Origin of the sequence: Brevibacterium antiquum, assembly GCF_016107655.1 — a bacterium.
Lineage (GTDB): Bacteria > Actinomycetota > Actinomycetes > Actinomycetales > Brevibacteriaceae > Brevibacterium > Brevibacterium antiquum.
Genome location: NZ_JABASX010000007.1, coordinates 1 through 14,960, shown reverse-complemented (window position 1 = coordinate 14,960; position 14,960 = coordinate 1). Strand labels below are relative to the sequence as shown.

Here is a 14,960-nt window from a genome sequence, read left to right as displayed (position 1 = left end):
GCAGGTGAGAAACTTGCTCCGCTGCTCAGCCAGGCCTAAAGTTAATGTGCATTAACTTTCCGATCCTGACTCAGGCTCGGGCACCAGTTTCCGATTCAGGAGCCGCCTTGCCCCACCTCAGACACCACAATCCTGCCCGCACACTGACAGCCGTCACCGCGTGCGCCCTCACACTCGGTCTCACCGCCTGCACAGCCGGCAGCTCCGCGCCCGAATCGGACGTCGGCGAGGGAGGCAAGCCTGTCGTCCTCACCACATTCACCGTCCTCGCCGACATCGCAGAGAACGTCGCCGGAGAGCATCTCGACGTCGCGTCGATCACCAAGGTCGGTGCCGAGATCCACGGCTACGAGCCCACCCCCGGAGACATTCGCAGAGCCTCGCAGGCCGACCTCGTCCTCGACAACGGACTGAATCTCGAGCAGTGGTTCGAGCAGTTCGTCGGCGACCTCGATGTCCCCCATTCCGTCGTCAGCGAAGGAGTCCAGGAGCTCTCGATCACCGCGGACGCATACGCCGACAAACCCAACCCGCATGCCTGGATGAGCCCGCTCAATGTGCAGATCTATGCGCAGAACATGGCAGAGGCCTTCAGCGACCTCGATCCCGATCACACCGAGGACTATCACGACCAGGCCGAGGCCTACAGCACCCAATTGCAGGACGTCCAGGACGAACTCCTCGCGGACCTGTCAGTACTGCCGAAGAAGAAGCAGGCCCTCGTCACCTGCGAAGGCGCGTTCTCCTACCTCGCCAGGGATGCTGAACTGGCCGAGAAGTTCATCTGGCCGGTCAACGCCGAAGCGCAGGCAACACCCGGTCAGATCACCTCGGCGATCGAATTCGTCGAAGCCAACGACGTGCCCGCAGTCTTCTGCGAGTCCACGGTCTCTCCGGCCCCGATGGAACGGGTCGTCGAAGCCACCGATGCAGAATTCGGTGGCACCCTCTACGTCGATTCGCTTTCCGAGGCCGACGGCCCGGTCCCAACCTACCTTGATCTCATCCGTCACGACGCGTCTGTGATCACCGAAGCCCTGACAGGAGAGAACTCATGAGCACTCCCGCCATCGCCGTCAACGAAGTGACCGTCCACTACGGGCCCGTCGTGGCTCTCGACCGTGCTTCCTTCACCCTCGAGCCGGGCCGGATCTGCGGTCTGATCGGCATGAACGGGTCCGGAAAGTCGACGCTGTTCAAGGCGATCATGGGCATGGCGGCGCCCGATTTCGGTACCGTCGCCATCAACGGCGAATCCACTGCCTCGGCACGGCGGGCCGGTATCCTCGGCTACGTTCCGCAGAGCGAGGACGTCGATTGGGACTTCCCTCTCTCCGTGCGTGAGGTGGTCATGATGGGCCGGTACGGACACATGGGGCCGCTGCGCCTGCGGAAGAGAGCCGACCGCGAGGCGGTCGATGAGGCACTCGAACGCGTCGAACTCACCGAGTACGCCGACCGTCAGATCGGCCAGCTCTCGGGTGGACAGAAGAAGCGGGCCTTCGTTGCCCGGGGAATCGCACAGGGTGCCACGATCCTCCTGCTCGACGAGCCCTTCGCCGGTGTCGACAAACGCACCGAAGCCACGATCACCAGCCTACTGAGGGAACTCGCCGCCGCAGGTGCCACAGTGCTCGTGTCCACCCACGACCTGCACGCACTGCCCGACTTAGCCGACGAGGCGATTCTGCTCATGCGCAGGGTTCTGCTCCAAGGCGACCCCCAGGAGATCCTCCAGCCCGAGAACCTCGCCCTGGCCTTCGGCCTCGACGTACTGAACGCAGGTGCAGCAACATGACCGCCTTCAACCTCCTACTCGAACCAATGAGCTATGACTTCATGCTTCGCGCACTGGCAACTACCCTGATCGCGTCCATCGTCTGCGCCGTGCTCTCGTGCTGGCTGGTGCTCATCGGCTGGTCGCTCATGGGAGATGCGGTCTCGCATGCTGTGCTACCCGGAGTCGCCCTCGCCTATGTCCTCGGCGCACCGTTCGCGCTGGGGGCCGTGGTCTTCGGATTCCTCGCCGTCGCGCTCATCGGCGCCGTGCGTGATACGAGCCGGATCAAGGAGGACGCCGCGATCGGAATTGTGTTCACGACGCTGTTCGCTCTTGGGCTCGTACTCATCTCCGTCGTCCCCTCGCACACGGATCTCAACCACATCATCTTCGGCAACCTCCTCGGCGTCTCCTCCTCCGAGCTGCTTCAGGTGACCGTCCTCGGCGTCATCACCCTGACGGTGCTTGCGGCGAAGAATCGGGATTTCACCCTCTTCGCCTTCGATCCCACTCACGCTCATGCTCTGGGGCTCAATCCGAAGCTCCTCGGTGCGACTCTGCTCGGCCTGCTCGCGCTCACCTCCGTCGTCGCGCTGCAGGCCGTCGGGGTGGTCCTCGTCGTCGCCATGCTCATCATCCCCGGCGCCACCGCCTATCTGCTCACCGACCGGTTCCAACGCATGCTTCTCATCGCCCCGGCGATTTCGGTCGGCTGTGCGCTGGTCGGGCTCTATGCGAGCTACTACCTCGACACCGCTTCGGGAGGCATGGTCGTGCTCTCCCAAGGTGCCGCCTTCGCCCTCGTCTACCTCTTCAGCCCCCGGCACGGACTGATCGGTCGGCGCCTGTCTATGCGCAGGCGGCGGGAGATGGTCAACACGAGCTCCTCCGTTGCCCCGCATTGACCGCCGGGGCCGCGCAGTCGCGACTGACGACATCGACGTCACCCCCGGTCTGGCGGATCCGACTCAGTCGATGCCGAGTGCCAGAAGCACGATGAGCACGATATTGAGGGCGATAATGAGCGCCGAGGCGAGGATCGCGACGATCGTGATGATCCGTGAGTTCGCGTACTGACCCATCACCGTCCGGTTCATCGTGAGCCTGACCAGGGGAATCATCGCAAACGGGATGCCGAGGCTGAGCACGACTTGGCTGAGAACGAGCGACCAGGTCGGGTCCGCTCCGATTCCCAGGATGACGAGTGCCGGGATCATGGTCACCGCCCGCTGCCACACGATCGGGACGTTGACCCGCAGCAGGCCCTGCATGATCGAGGCCCCCGCATAGGACCCGACAGCGCTCGAGGCCAGGCCGGAGGCGAGCAGTCCGATTCCGAAGAACAGGCCCACAACCTCGCCGAGGTTGGCCGACACGACCGCGTGCGCACCCTCGATCGTGTCGGTCCCGTCCTGGCCGCGCAGCGAGGCAGCGGCGAGCAGAAGCATGGCGATATTGACTGAGCCTGCGATAACGAGGGAGAGCACGACATCCCACCGGCTGGCCCTGAGCAGCTGGGGAATCGACGCACGCGGTGCCGCGCCGTGCCGGTCGACGGACAGCGCCGAATGCAGGTAGATCGCGTGGGGCATCACGGTCGCACCCAACATGCTGGCAGCGAGGACCACCGAGTTCGTGCCCTCAAGTCTGGGCACGATTCCACCTGCCGCTTGTCCCCAATTCACATCGCCGACGAACAGCCCTGCTAAAAAGCCAATGGCGATGATTGCGAGCAGGGTGATGATCACCGTTTCGAAGGGGCGCTGACCACGGGTGGATTGGATCGAGAGCAGAAACAGAGACACGACGCCGACGATGACCCCACCCAGAAGCAGCGGCAGGTCGAAGAGGATCTTCAGGGCGATGGCACCACCGATCACCTCGGCGATGTCGGTGGCGATGGCCACGACCTCCGCCTGCCCCCAATACGCCAGTCGTGACCGGCGGCTCAGCCTGTTCCCGAGGAGGCTTGGCAGCGACTGCCCGGAGACAAGACCGAGCTTCGACGACAGGTACTGCACGAGAACGGCGATGAGGTTGGCCGCGACGAGGACCCACACGAGCAGATATCCATATTGGGCGCCTGCACTGAGGTTCGCGGCGACGTTGCCGGGATCGACGTATGCGATCGCCGCGACGAAGGCCGGCCCCAGGAGGAAGAACGTTGAGACCTTCTTCGGGCGCGCCGCAGTGAGGGAAGTGCCGGTGTTCGGTGGATCGACGTTCATAAAGTTAACGTACATTGACTTTCCCCTGCGGGCAACATCTCCTCACGGGACTGCGCTTCCGCACGGGACTGGGCTTCCGCATTCGATTGCCCCTGGTCACTGAACACAGAAAGGCCTACGATTCGACTATGCCCACTGAACATGTTCACTCACGTGCAGATCGTCGGCTGAGGACCGAGGAGAAGGTCATCTCTGCCGCCGCCGATCTGTTCCTCGAATTCGGCTACAAGACCACGACAGTCAGGAGCATCGCCAAACGCGCCGAGGTGTCCGTGGGCAGGGTGATGGCCGCCGGCGACAAGGACGTCCTCCTCGTTCGCTGCTACGACCGATGGATCGGCCAGCTCCAGTCCGGGACCTACACTCTCCCCGCTCGGGCACGTGCCCTCACGGAGGCGACGCAATCGACGCGAACCCGCGCCAGGCCAGCGGCCACCTCGGCGGTGCAGAACCACCTGGTGGGGATCTTCCTGCCGTTTCTCGAGTTCTTCGCCGCTCACGAGGACCTGTCCCGGGACTACGCGGCCGCGCTGATGCGCGTGGTCGGCAAGCCTCAGGTGTTCGAAACTCTGGCGGCGGACCTGCAGGACAAACTATCGTCGAGTCTGGTCTCGATCGGGATCAGCGAGGCGTATGCCCAGGCCAGTGCCGTCGCGCTCTATGACTCCTACCTCGGCATCCTGTTCCGGTGGGCGGCCAGCGATATGAGTCTTAACGAAGCGACCGAGGCCCTCTCGGACAGCATCGCGTTCCACACCCAGCTGAGGCGGCCCATATGACGCCGTCTCCCGATATAAGGAGTTCAACATGACCTTGCTCCCCGATCCCTGGTGGCCGGTGGCGGTGATGGCCTTCATCGTCCTCGTCGACGGCTTCCTGACATTCTGGCCGCCGAAGGCCATCGCCGCCTGCCTTGACGGAGTAGGACTCCCGCGCGATTGGTGGTGGGTGCTCGCGGTGGTGAAGTTCCTCGCGGCAGCCGGGCTGGTCGCCGGCTTCTGGATTCCGGGCGTCGGCCTGGCTGCGGTCGTCGGCCTCATCGTCTACTTCCTCACCGCTGCCGCAGCCCATCTGCGTGCCGGTTACGTCGGCCGCGACTTCTGGGTCAACTGCCTGGGACTGCTCGTACTCAATGTCCTCATCCTCGTCTTCTGCTTCCTCGTCTGAGCCACGGCGTCCGGCTCTGTGCCGCCGCCAGGACACCGCAGAATCGTCTCGGCGCCTGCGACTGAGAACTTGTCTTCACCTGTGGAAGCGCGTGACCCCTTGCGGTAGATTTCATTGTGGAGTTGCGTTCGATTGCCAGCGATTTCTCGCACGCAACTCCACAATGACCGGCACTGCGGCCGAACATTTGGCACTGCGGCCCAATGGCAGTCGCCAGGGTCGAGCGTTCGCGAGACGGAAGGATTGGCAGCGTGGCCGAATCTGCAGAGGATCGATACGCCCGTTGGACGTGGATCCACGAGACCGCAGTGATGACCGGGTGGGACTTCGCCGCACTCGGCTCCCGACTGAGAGCCGACGAACCGCCCTGGGATTTTGAACTGAGCTGTGCCAAGGCGATGGCGAAGTCAGCCGCCTGTCTCGACATGGGAACCGGTGGCGGCGAGCGCCTTCGCGACCTCGTCAGGCGCGTCAGTGCAGTCGGGGGCTTCCTCGGTCGCGAATCTGTGGTCCATGCCAGCGAGGGGTGGAAGTCGAATCTGGACGTGGCCACCTCGGCGCTGGCGGAATACGACATCGAGGTCCGCGAGTACGACAGCGAGAGCGGCGAGCCCATGCCGTGGCCCGACGATTTCTTCGACCTCGTGATGAGCCGGCATGAGAGCTACGATCCAGCCGAGCTCGCTCGAGTCGTGAAGCCCGACGGAGGCTTCCTCACTCAGCAGGTCGACGGCACGGAAGCCTCCGAGTTCAGGCTCTGGTTCGGAGGCCGGCCGGAGGCTCCACAGAACCGGCTCGGACCGCGCCTCAATGAGCTCGAGGAACAGGGGTTCACCATCACCGATGCCGACGAGTGGACCGGCACGATGGAGTTCGCCGACGTCGAGGCGGTCATCGAATACCTCGCCTATATCCCCTGGGATGTACCGGGGTTCACGGTGGCGGACAACCTCGTCGCCCTCGACCGGCTGGCGGCCCGCCGCTCTCCGATCGAGGTCACGCAGAAGCGCTTCCTCATCGTCGCCGAACGCTGACCATCTGCCTCGGCAGATGGTCAGGTTTTCCCGACCTCGGTCACAGGTAAGCCGCATGGGCGGGCAGGGGGCGGCGTCGATAGTGTCGAAGACATGACCTCGCCGGACTTCATGTACCCTCAGCCCACCGATGACGAGTTGGCTGCTCAGCAGCCCTATACCGCGGCGCTGGGACTGGGAAGTCACGCGCACGAGGCCAGTCATCGCAGCGCCGATCATCGCAGCGCCAATCACGCGCACAGCTCTGGTCAGTCACCCACTTCACCCGCTTCACCCAGCGCGGAGACCGATCACGACGGGGCATCACCGACAGGTGCTCACCGCCCGCTGCTGGGCAAGGTCGCCCTGGTCCTCACAATCGTCGCCGCGGGACTGTCACTGCTCGGCTCGATCGTCCTGGGCGTCACCATCGGACCCTCGGAGGCTGAATTCGGGTACTACTTCTCCGACGTTCCCAGCTGGTACCAGAACCTCGCAATCGCACTCGCCGGCCTTCAGGTCCTGTGTGCCGCGTTCGGCGTCACCGGTCTCATCATGGGCATCGTCTCAGTCGCCACTGGCCGCGCCAGGACTCAGGGCATCGTCGCAGTCGCCATCGCCGTCCTAGCCCCCTTCATCTCCTTCGGGTCCTTCATGATCCTCAGCTTCATCTTCGCCTGAGGCTCTCGCGCAGTCCAGCCTCGGTTTCGTCCGATATTCAGACTGACTCTTGACACGATCCGTCTCTCCAGGGACGATTAGACAAATCGATTTGGCCTCCAATGATGCTGGGCTTGATCATGATGCGTTTCCGAGGAGAGTCCTATGACCGCCGCACCCGAAGCAGCCGAGACCGTTCATCCCGTCGATCAGCTCCGGCCGATGCACAGGCTCATCCCGTTCGCCATTCAGCACGTCCTGGTCATGGTGGCCACACCGATCTCCTCGGTCTTCCTCATCGCCGGCGCATTGAACCTCGATGAGGCTGCCACCTCGGCGATCTTAGCGGCGGTCTTCATCTTCTCCGGCCTCGGGTCGATACTCCAATCCGTCGGCGTATGGAAGATCGGCGTCAAACTGCCCTTCGTCATGCTCCCCGGCGGCGCAGCCACGGTCCTGTTCATCACGATCGGCCAGGGCACCGACATCGAGACAGCCGTGGGCGCAGTCATCCTCACCGGCGTCTTCTACATCCTGGCAGTCACCCTGTTCGTGAAACTGCTCAAATTCTTCCCGCCGCTGGTCATCGGGATCATGGTCATCGTCATCGGCGTCAACCTCGTCCAAGTCACCGGCAAGCTCATCGTCGGTGAGGCCGACACCAAGGAGTTCGGCGATCCGCAGAACCTGCTGCTCGGCCTCATCACGGTTGCCATCACCGTGCTGTGCTTCCGCTTCCTGCGCGGAATGCTCGGCAAGCTCTCGGTCGCACTCGGACTCATCGGCGGCACCATCGTCGCCGCGTTCATGGGCGTGACCGACTTCGCCGCACAGACCGGCGGCCCGCTGCTGGCGGCCCCGACGCTCTTTCCCTTCGGCACCCCGAAGTTCGATGTCATCGCCGCGATTCCGATGCTGCTGTGGGCATTGGCCTCCATGGCCGAGGCGACCGGACAGACGATCATCAACGGCGAGATCGTCGAGAAGAAGGTCGATGCCAGTCGCGACGTTCCACGGCTGATCCGCGCAGACGGCATCATCACGATCTTCGGTGGAGTCTTCGGCACACCAGCGATGGTCACCAGCGGTGAGAACGTCGGCATTGTGCGTGCCTCGGGTGTGCGCAGCAGGTTCGTCACGGCCTTCGCCGGCGTCCTCCTCATCGTCATCGGCATCAGCCCCATCGCCAGGATCCTCAACGGCATTCCGGCGGCAGTCGTCGGCGGAACGGCGGTCGTGGTCTTCGCGATCATCGCCGTTCTGGGCATACAGATGCTCGCCAAGGTCGACTTCAACCAGACCGGCAACCTCATCACGGCCACCGTCGGATTGGCCGCCGGGCTTCTCCCGGTGCTCATTCCGGGTATGTACTCGCAGCTCTCTCCCAACGTCGCCTCGCTGTTGGGCAGCGGAGTCGCGATGGCCGCATTCGTCTCAGTTCTGCTCAACCTGCTCTTCCACCACACGGGCAAGCGCAACAGGCACCCGAAGTCTCGGACGGCAATCGACGATCCCAGCCACCTGGATCAGCGCCCCGGCGACTACCGGATCTGATGTGGCGGTACGGCTCTGCTGATCTGATCAGGCAGGCTGGAAAGTCGATCAGACAGGCTGGGAAGTCGATCAGGCAGGACCGCTGAGACGATCAGGCGAGCCCGACGGTCGATCAGGCGGGCCCGGAGGTCGATTCCCTGACCACGAGGGTCGGTGCGGATGAACTTGAGGCTTCCGGTTCGGATTCTCCGTCGAGAATACCGACGAGGCGTTCGACGGCCTCGCTCGAGATCTCATCGAGTCCCAGATCGACAGCGGTCAGCGGTGGTGTGCTCGTGCGGGCGCGCAGACCGTCATACCGTGTGGCGATGAGCAGATCGTCTCCGATGGTCCGTCCCGCTTCCTGACCTGCTCGCACGGCACCGGTCGCGAATGCATCGATGGGAACGATCAGTCCGTCAACCTCTGGATGCTCTTCCAGAAGCTGAGTCGATGCGCGGTACCCGCCGTCTTCACCATCACTTTCGTCCGCCTCGGCGATCACAGGGGTGAAGCCGATACGAGCGGCAGCAGCCTCATAGGCCTCCCGGGCGGCAGCCTGCGATCTGCGTCGATCCGAACCCACGACGAGCCCCGGGTGCTGTGCTCCGCGCTCGACGAGATGTGCGACGAGGAGCTCTGCGGTCTCTTCATGGTGCAGGTCCACTGTCCGTTGACTCGACGGACCATCGATCGCCACGAACGGAATTCCTCGTTCGTTCAGTGCTGCGGCGATGGGGTCATCGGTCGCGGGCTCGAGGAGGATCGCTCCGTCGATGTCGAGCCGGTCGACGGGATTCGCATCGCCGTCGGGCGGAGCGAGGACGAAAACATAGCCTTCGAGCAGTGCCGTGCGGGCGCAGCCCATCGCGAGCTCGGTGAAAAAGCCCAGCTGAGACGGCCCGGCGGAGATAGCCGAGGGCATCGATGACAGCAGCGCGAGCGTCTGGGAGCGGCCGGAGCGCAAGCTCTGAGCCCGGACGCTGGGTCGATAGTTGAGGCGGGCGGCGACCTCTTTGACCTTGTCCCGAGTCGCGGAATTGACCTTGCCCAGACCGTTGAGGGCATGGGAGACGGTCGTGCGCGAGACACCGGCCTCACGTGCCACATCGGCGATCGTGGCCCGGCTCGGACGCGAAGAATCTCCCATGACCTCAGACTACTGGACGAGGGGTCATGACTGGATGATGACGATGGCGCCCGAGACGATCGCGAAGCCGAGGACGATGTAGCGCAGCACCGGGCCGTCGAGGCGGTGGTGGACGTATCGGCTGAGGAACGAACCGATGGCCAAGAAGGGCAGCATGGCGAGTGTGAACAGCATCGTCGGCCCGTTCACCTGACCGCTGATGGCCAGGACGATCAGCGAGATGACCTCCCCGACGAGGAAGCACACGGCCACCGTGGAGCGCAGCTCCGGGCCAGGACTGTGCTGGTAGGCCAGGGCGTAGGGCGGTCCGCCGATACCCGTCGAGGTCTCTGTGACCCCGGTGATGAGGCCGACGATGGCCAGAACGGGTTTGTTCGGAGCGAACTTCGGGGCCAGGAGCGCGATGACGGCGGCCACCAGCGTCGACCAGCCGATGAGCAGAGCGAGTTGGTGGAGGTTGACGATGACGAGGATCCACAGCCCGAAGAACGTGCCGGCAAAGCGGCCCACACTGATCCATTTCACTCCGTGCCAGTGGATGTCGGATCGTTCCCGGGCAGCAACGTAGAAGTTCAGCGGGATCATCAGCACGAGCAGCATCACGGGGATGAGGCTCGGGTCGATGAAGCTGACGACGGGTGCCGTGATCATCGCGAAGCCCATGCCGGTCGAGCCCTGCACGAAGGCTGAGAGCAGCACCGTGATCGCGACGATACTGAAGGCGAGGATCGAGAGGCCGAGGACCGTCACCGGCGGTGCTCACTCATCCACGCGGCCCGATGCTCGCTCGCCGATGGGTCGATGCGGGTGATCGGAGAATCGGCGACGACTCGTTGGGAGACCTCGCGGGCACTCTCAAGGAAGGCGCGTCCGTCCCAGTCGACAGGCCACCCCTTCTCAAGTCGGAGTCTGCCATCGACGATCACTGCCTCGATCTGATCGCGGTTGGCGATGCGCACGAGTTCCCAGGGCACATCCCAGGACGGCACGAATTCGGGAACCTCGAGGTCGATCACGAGGAGGTCCGCAAGTGCTCCGGGTGCGATCTCTCCGACCTGTCCGGTTAGGCCGACTGCGTCGGCTCCCCCGCGCAGTCCCTGTTCGAGCCAGGTCCAGCCTCCGCCGCTCGAGGAGTCGCCGACGGTGGTCCCGCCGGTCAGTCTCTGTGCTGTTTCAGCGGCATCGAGGAGACGGAAGGCGTCCGAGCGCGTGCCGTCGGTACCCAGTCCCACACGCATTCCCAGTTCGTTCATGAGCAGAGCGGGTGCGACCGCGTTGCCCTTCCAGGAGCTCGCCACCGGATTGTAGGCCACGGCTCCTCCGCTCTCGGCCAGGAGTCGGATCTCGCGCGGAGTCAGGAGGGTGGCGTGCGCGGCCAGAAGTTCAGGACCCAGGGCGCCGAGGCGGGCCAACCGTTCCAGCGGACGTTCCCCGTTGGCGATGAGGGATCGTTCGACTGCGGCGAGATGTTCGTTGAGGTGGGTCTGGAAGGGGACTCCTGCTTCGCGTGCCAGCTGCGTGACGGCGATCAGGGCCTCGTCCGAGGCGACCTCGGGGATCGAGACCGCCAGCGAGGGGTGAACCAGAGGATCGGCGTCCCACCTGTTCAGGTGGCGTTCGGCGGCGGCGATCACCTCGGCGAGGTTCGCGGTTTTCGCCCCTCCACCCAAATCGTTGCAGATCACGCCGAGGACGCACCGCAGTCCGACATCGGCAGTGACGTCGGAGATGGCGGAGACATCGACGCTGGCCCGAGTGCCGGCATCGGCGACCGTGGTGAAGCCGCCGCGCAGCGATTCCCACGCGGCCAGACGAGCAGCGACGTCGATGGCCTCGGCGTCCATGTTCGCCTCCATCGGCACCCAGACGCGCTGGAAGATCTCGGAGGGTTCGCCGAAGACGAGTGACTTGCCGAAGGACTGCGTGAGGTGATGATGCGCGTCGATGAAGCCCGGCATGAGGAGGCGCCCCGGCAGGTCGATGCGGGAGACATCGGCGGGGACTTCAGCGGCAACCGATTCGAGCGAGCCGACGTCGGCGATGCGACCGTGGGCCACAAGGACGCCATAGTGAGACTGCGGACCCTCGGGAAGGAGGACCTGTTCGGGGATGAGCAGTGTCGGGGCCTGATGCAGATTGCGCAGCTGGGTCATGTCATCCTTCGTCGTCACAGGGGCCTCTTCGACCCTGCATTTTCCTCTGGTCAACGATATCGCGCGGAGGTCTCCACCCGAGAAAGCCAAATCGATTTGGTCAGCTCTAGTCTACGGGTCGGCGCTGGGGCGCGTCAACGGCCCGAAAGTCTGTGGCCAGCGCCGTGTGCTGCCCTGGTGAGGGCACGATGTTCGACCCTGGGGCGGGGCACTGGCCGAGACCGTAAAATTGGTGCATGACTTCATTGCCCCTCACCCTCACCTCGGCGGAAGACGGGCAACTGAACTGCCACTATTTCAATGACGGACTGTGCCGCTCCTGCACTTTCATCGAAACGCCTCACCGCGATCAGGTGGCGGACAAAGAGGCCTGGTGCCGTCAGGTGCTGGCCGATCACTCCCCCGATGCCTGGCTGCCTGCCGCTGTCGGTCCCGACCGCGATTTCCGCAATCGGGCGAAGCTCGCCGTGGGCGGTTCTGCCGGCGCAGTCACCTTGGGCATCTTGGATCAGGACTTCCACGGCGTCGATCTGCGCGAGTGCGGAATCCAAGCCCCGCAGATCCGCGCGATCATCCCGATCATCGGTCAGTTCCTCAACGATTCGCACCTCGACTCCTATGACGTACAAGCTCGCCGAGGTGAGCTGAAATTCGTCCACATCACCGCCGCCCCCTCAGGGGATCTGATGATCAGATTCGTCGTCCGCTCCCAGCACGGCCTCGACGTGCTGCGATCGCGGCGCAACCAGCTCATTGCGCTGATCCCGACGGCGACGGTCATCTCCGTCAACCTGCTGCCGGAGCACAAGGCCGTACTCGAAGGCAGTCAGGAAGAGATGCTGCTCGGTGGTTCTCTGCGCATGAACCTCGACCGGGTCGACCTGCACCTGCGTCCGCAGTCCTTCTTCCAGACCAACACTGACGTGGCGATCTGTCTCTACAACCAGGTAGCCGACTGGGTCGACGAGATTGCGCCGACCTCGCTATGGGATCTGTACTGCGGCGTGGGCGGGTTCGCGTTGTCCTGCGCGGGGGCGAGCGTTCAGCAGACTGCGCGCACGGTCACCGGTGTCGAACTGAGTGAGCAGGCCATCGAATCTGCGAAGATCAGCGCCGCCGAACTCGGCGTCGGCTCCCAGTCAGGTGCCGCGGTCGAGTTCATCGCTGGTGATGCCACGGAGTTCACCGAGGCGAACCTGGCGACCGGCGAACAACCGGATTGCGTGATCGTCAATCCACCTCGGCGAGGGATCGGGGCCAGGCTGTCGGCGGCCCTGGAAACCTCCGGGGTCGAGCACATCGTCTACTCGAGCTGCAATCCGCTCACCCTCGCCAAGGATCTCGACCGGATGCCGAGCTACGCGGTCGTCCAGGCCCGGGTCTTCGACATGTTCCCGCATACAAAGCATCTCGAGGTCGCCGTGGTGCTGCGACGTCAGTGAACCGACGTCTGCGCACAGAGCACCTGCATTTAGCGTCAAAGACTTCTCACACTCGGCTGGCGGCAAGCAACGGTTGGTAAGTCCTGGTCGATCCCGGTGCCTGGATCGACCAGGACTTACCAACCGTTTCGAGCTTCCATGGCCTTAGAGCGGCTGATTCCAACGATCCTGATGTTCCTTGCGTACGGGCGGCTGACCTCAAATCGGTTAAGCTGTCGATCATGACCGGACAGGCTTTCAGCCGCTCACGGATCGGTAACCCGGTCGACCGTTGAGCCGACGTGGACGCGAATACGATATTCGCGGTCCACCCCCTTTCGAAGGTATATCTCACGCAGAATCCACCTTTCGAAAGGACACCATGTCAGCAATCTTCAACCACACGATCATCGCCGCCGCCGATCCGGCGGAATCGGCTCAGTTCTACGTCGACGTCCTCGAGGCCGAGCACACTCGGTCGTGGGGAGTCTTCTCCAACATCATGTTCGACGAGGGTGTGATGCTGCAGTTCGCGACTCCCCCGCCGACCTTCGATATCCAGCCCGTGCATATGGCCTTCATCTGCACGGATGATCATTTCGATCGCGCGGTGGCACTGTTGGACGAACGGGGCCTCGACTACTGGGCGGACCCGCAGCGGACTCGCCTGCACGAGACGAACACCGAACACGACGGCAGTGGCGTGTACTTCCTGGACCCGTCCGGCATGTATCTGGAGCTCATCACGAAGCCGTACCTGTGAGGCTGTACCCGTGAGGCTCGGGCTTGGGTGAGCCGGCCGGGCTCGGATCCGCTGCACGGCCTGGTTTGCTGGTCGGTCAGGATCGCTCACCAGGCTGTGTAGGATCTGTTGCATGCGGCGAGAAGGATCAATCCTGATGATCGGAGCATTGATCGCAGCCTCGCTCGCCGCTTGCGCATCGAATCCGACCCGAACCTCTCCCCCTGACGCCACGACAGCAGCGCATGCGGTGGAGGTTCCGCCCGTCGGGGGCCTCCCCGACTACCAACTCGGCGGCGCGTACGAGCCAGTTGAGGGTGTCAGCATCGTTGCGCGTGACAGGTCGGTCGAACCAGCCCCTGGTCGCTACTCGATCTGCTACGTCAATGGCTTTCAGACACAGCCGGATGAACTCGAGGCCTGGGACTCGGATCTGCTGTTGTCCAGAGATGGCAAGGCGCTTGTCGATCCCGAGTGGCCTGATGAGGTTCTGATCGACACGTCGACCGATGACAAGCGCGAGAGAGTCTTCGACACGGTCAGTCCGTGGATACGCGGGTGTGTCGAAGCGGGCTTCGATGCCGTTGAGTTCGACAATTTCGACTCGTTCACCCGCTCCCAGAAGGTGCTCGCCCTGGAAGGCAACGCAGCTCTGGCAAGCTCCTACGTCGAATTCTCTCATCACCTCGGCCTCGCAGTCGGACAGAAGAACGCCGCAGAATTCTCACGTACTCTGCACGAAGAAGTCGGCTTCGATTTTGCCGTCGCCGAAGAGTGCTCCGCCTTCCGAGAGTGCGATGAATACAGTCGCGTCTACGGCCAGGCGGTCATCGACATCGAATACACCGACAACCTCCCTCGCAACTGGGACGACATCTGCGGAGATCCCGAGACCCCGAGCTCAGTCGTTCTGCGCGACCGCGACCTCACTGTCGCCGACAACCCGCGCCACACAGCTCGCCACTGCTGATCCCATTCCGACCATCGAAGGCCCGACCACAGGGTCGCCCTCACATTCGTCCGTTACTCAGATCCCAGGAAAGGCGAGCAACGAGCAACGGTCGGTAAGTCCTGGTCGATCCAGGCGCCTGGATCGACCAGGACTTACCGACC

15 protein-coding genes are annotated in these 14,960 nt (G+C 63.7%); 11 read left to right on the top strand and 4 right to left on the bottom strand.

What is annotated here, in order from left to right; translation table 11 throughout:
• Positions 1–107: 107 nt before the first annotated feature.
• The 3 genes from JFC13_RS12560 to JFC13_RS12550 are packed head-to-tail and all read left to right on the top strand — an operon-like array spanning position 108 to position 2,685.
• A complete protein-coding gene (locus tag JFC13_RS12560; protein WP_232488578.1) occupies positions 108–1,058 on the top strand; it encodes a metal ABC transporter substrate-binding protein in 951 nt (316 codons plus the stop codon).
• The gene (locus JFC13_RS12555) at positions 1,055–1,798 is read left to right on the top strand and encodes a metal ABC transporter ATP-binding protein (RefSeq protein ID WP_198397427.1); all 744 of its coding nucleotides are present in this window, start codon (positions 1,055–1,057) and stop codon (positions 1,796–1,798) included. Before JFC13_RS12560 ends, JFC13_RS12555 begins: the two co-directional genes overlap by 4 nt.
• Complete coding sequence (locus JFC13_RS12550; protein WP_198397426.1) at positions 1,795–2,685, top strand: metal ABC transporter permease; 891 nt, start codon at positions 1,795–1,797, stop codon at positions 2,683–2,685. Before JFC13_RS12555 ends, JFC13_RS12550 begins: the two co-directional genes overlap by 4 nt.
• A 63-nt stretch (positions 2,686–2,748) precedes the next feature.
• On the opposite strand, the gene JFC13_RS12545 is transcribed toward JFC13_RS12550, so the two are convergent.
• Positions 2,749–4,008, bottom strand: coding sequence for an Nramp family divalent metal transporter (locus JFC13_RS12545; protein WP_198397425.1), 1,260 nt, complete (start codon positions 4,006–4,008; stop codon positions 2,749–2,751).
• A gap of 128 nt (positions 4,009–4,136) precedes the next feature.
• On the opposite strand from JFC13_RS12545, the gene JFC13_RS12540 reads away from it, so the two are divergent.
• From JFC13_RS12540 to JFC13_RS12520, 5 genes are all read left to right on the top strand, one after another.
• Positions 4,137–4,787, top strand: coding sequence for a TetR/AcrR family transcriptional regulator (locus tag JFC13_RS12540; protein ID WP_198397424.1), 651 nt, complete (start codon positions 4,137–4,139; stop codon positions 4,785–4,787).
• A gap of 28 nt (positions 4,788–4,815) precedes the next feature.
• Positions 4,816–5,175, top strand: coding sequence for a DoxX family protein (locus JFC13_RS12535; RefSeq protein ID WP_198397423.1), 360 nt, complete (start codon positions 4,816–4,818; stop codon positions 5,173–5,175).
• Between the two features lie 251 nt (positions 5,176–5,426).
• Positions 5,427–6,209, top strand: a complete 783-nt coding sequence (locus JFC13_RS12530) for a methyltransferase type 11 (protein WP_198397422.1) — start codon at positions 5,427–5,429, stop codon at positions 6,207–6,209.
• A 93-nt stretch (positions 6,210–6,302) separates the two neighbouring features.
• Complete coding sequence (locus JFC13_RS12525) at positions 6,303–6,869, top strand: hypothetical protein (protein ID WP_198397421.1); 567 nt, start codon at positions 6,303–6,305, stop codon at positions 6,867–6,869.
• Positions 6,870–7,013: 144 nt separating this feature from the next.
• Positions 7,014–8,402 carry a uracil-xanthine permease family protein gene (locus JFC13_RS12520; RefSeq protein WP_198397420.1) on the top strand — a complete coding sequence of 463 codons (1,389 nt, stop codon included), beginning with the start codon at positions 7,014–7,016 and terminating at the stop codon, positions 8,400–8,402.
• A gap of 112 nt (positions 8,403–8,514) precedes the next feature.
• On the opposite strand, the gene JFC13_RS12515 is transcribed toward JFC13_RS12520, so the two are convergent.
• Genes JFC13_RS12515 through JFC13_RS12505 form a run of 3 tightly spaced genes read right to left on the bottom strand, consistent with a single transcriptional unit; the run spans position 8,515 to position 11,702 of the window.
• Positions 8,515–9,531 (bottom strand): LacI family DNA-binding transcriptional regulator, encoded by a 1,017-nt coding sequence (locus JFC13_RS12515; RefSeq protein ID WP_198397419.1) that lies wholly within the window; start codon positions 9,529–9,531, stop codon positions 8,515–8,517.
• Positions 9,532–9,555: 24 nt separating this feature from the next.
• Positions 9,556–10,281, bottom strand: coding sequence for a sulfite exporter TauE/SafE family protein (locus JFC13_RS12510; RefSeq protein WP_198397418.1), 726 nt, complete (start codon positions 10,279–10,281; stop codon positions 9,556–9,558).
• A complete protein-coding gene (locus tag JFC13_RS12505) occupies positions 10,278–11,702 on the bottom strand; it encodes an amidohydrolase family protein (RefSeq protein WP_332839406.1) in 1,425 nt (474 codons plus the stop codon). Before JFC13_RS12505 ends, JFC13_RS12510 begins: the two co-directional genes overlap by 4 nt.
• 218 nt (positions 11,703–11,920) lie before the next feature.
• Here JFC13_RS12505 and JFC13_RS12500 point away from each other — a divergent pair, with 218 nt between their 5' ends.
• The 3 genes from JFC13_RS12500 to JFC13_RS12490 all read left to right on the top strand — a co-directional run bounded on the left by JFC13_RS12500 (position 11,921) and on the right by JFC13_RS12490 (position 14,817).
• Complete coding sequence (locus JFC13_RS12500) at positions 11,921–13,126, top strand: methyltransferase domain-containing protein (RefSeq protein ID WP_198397417.1); 1,206 nt, start codon at positions 11,921–11,923, stop codon at positions 13,124–13,126.
• 361 nt (positions 13,127–13,487) lie between these two features.
• A complete protein-coding gene (locus tag JFC13_RS12495) occupies positions 13,488–13,868 on the top strand; it encodes a VOC family protein (protein WP_198397416.1) in 381 nt (126 codons plus the stop codon).
• Between the two features lie 136 nt (positions 13,869–14,004).
• Complete coding sequence (locus tag JFC13_RS12490) at positions 14,005–14,817, top strand: endo alpha-1,4 polygalactosaminidase (RefSeq protein WP_198397415.1); 813 nt, start codon at positions 14,005–14,007, stop codon at positions 14,815–14,817.
• The last annotated feature ends 143 nt before the right edge of the window (positions 14,818–14,960 follow it).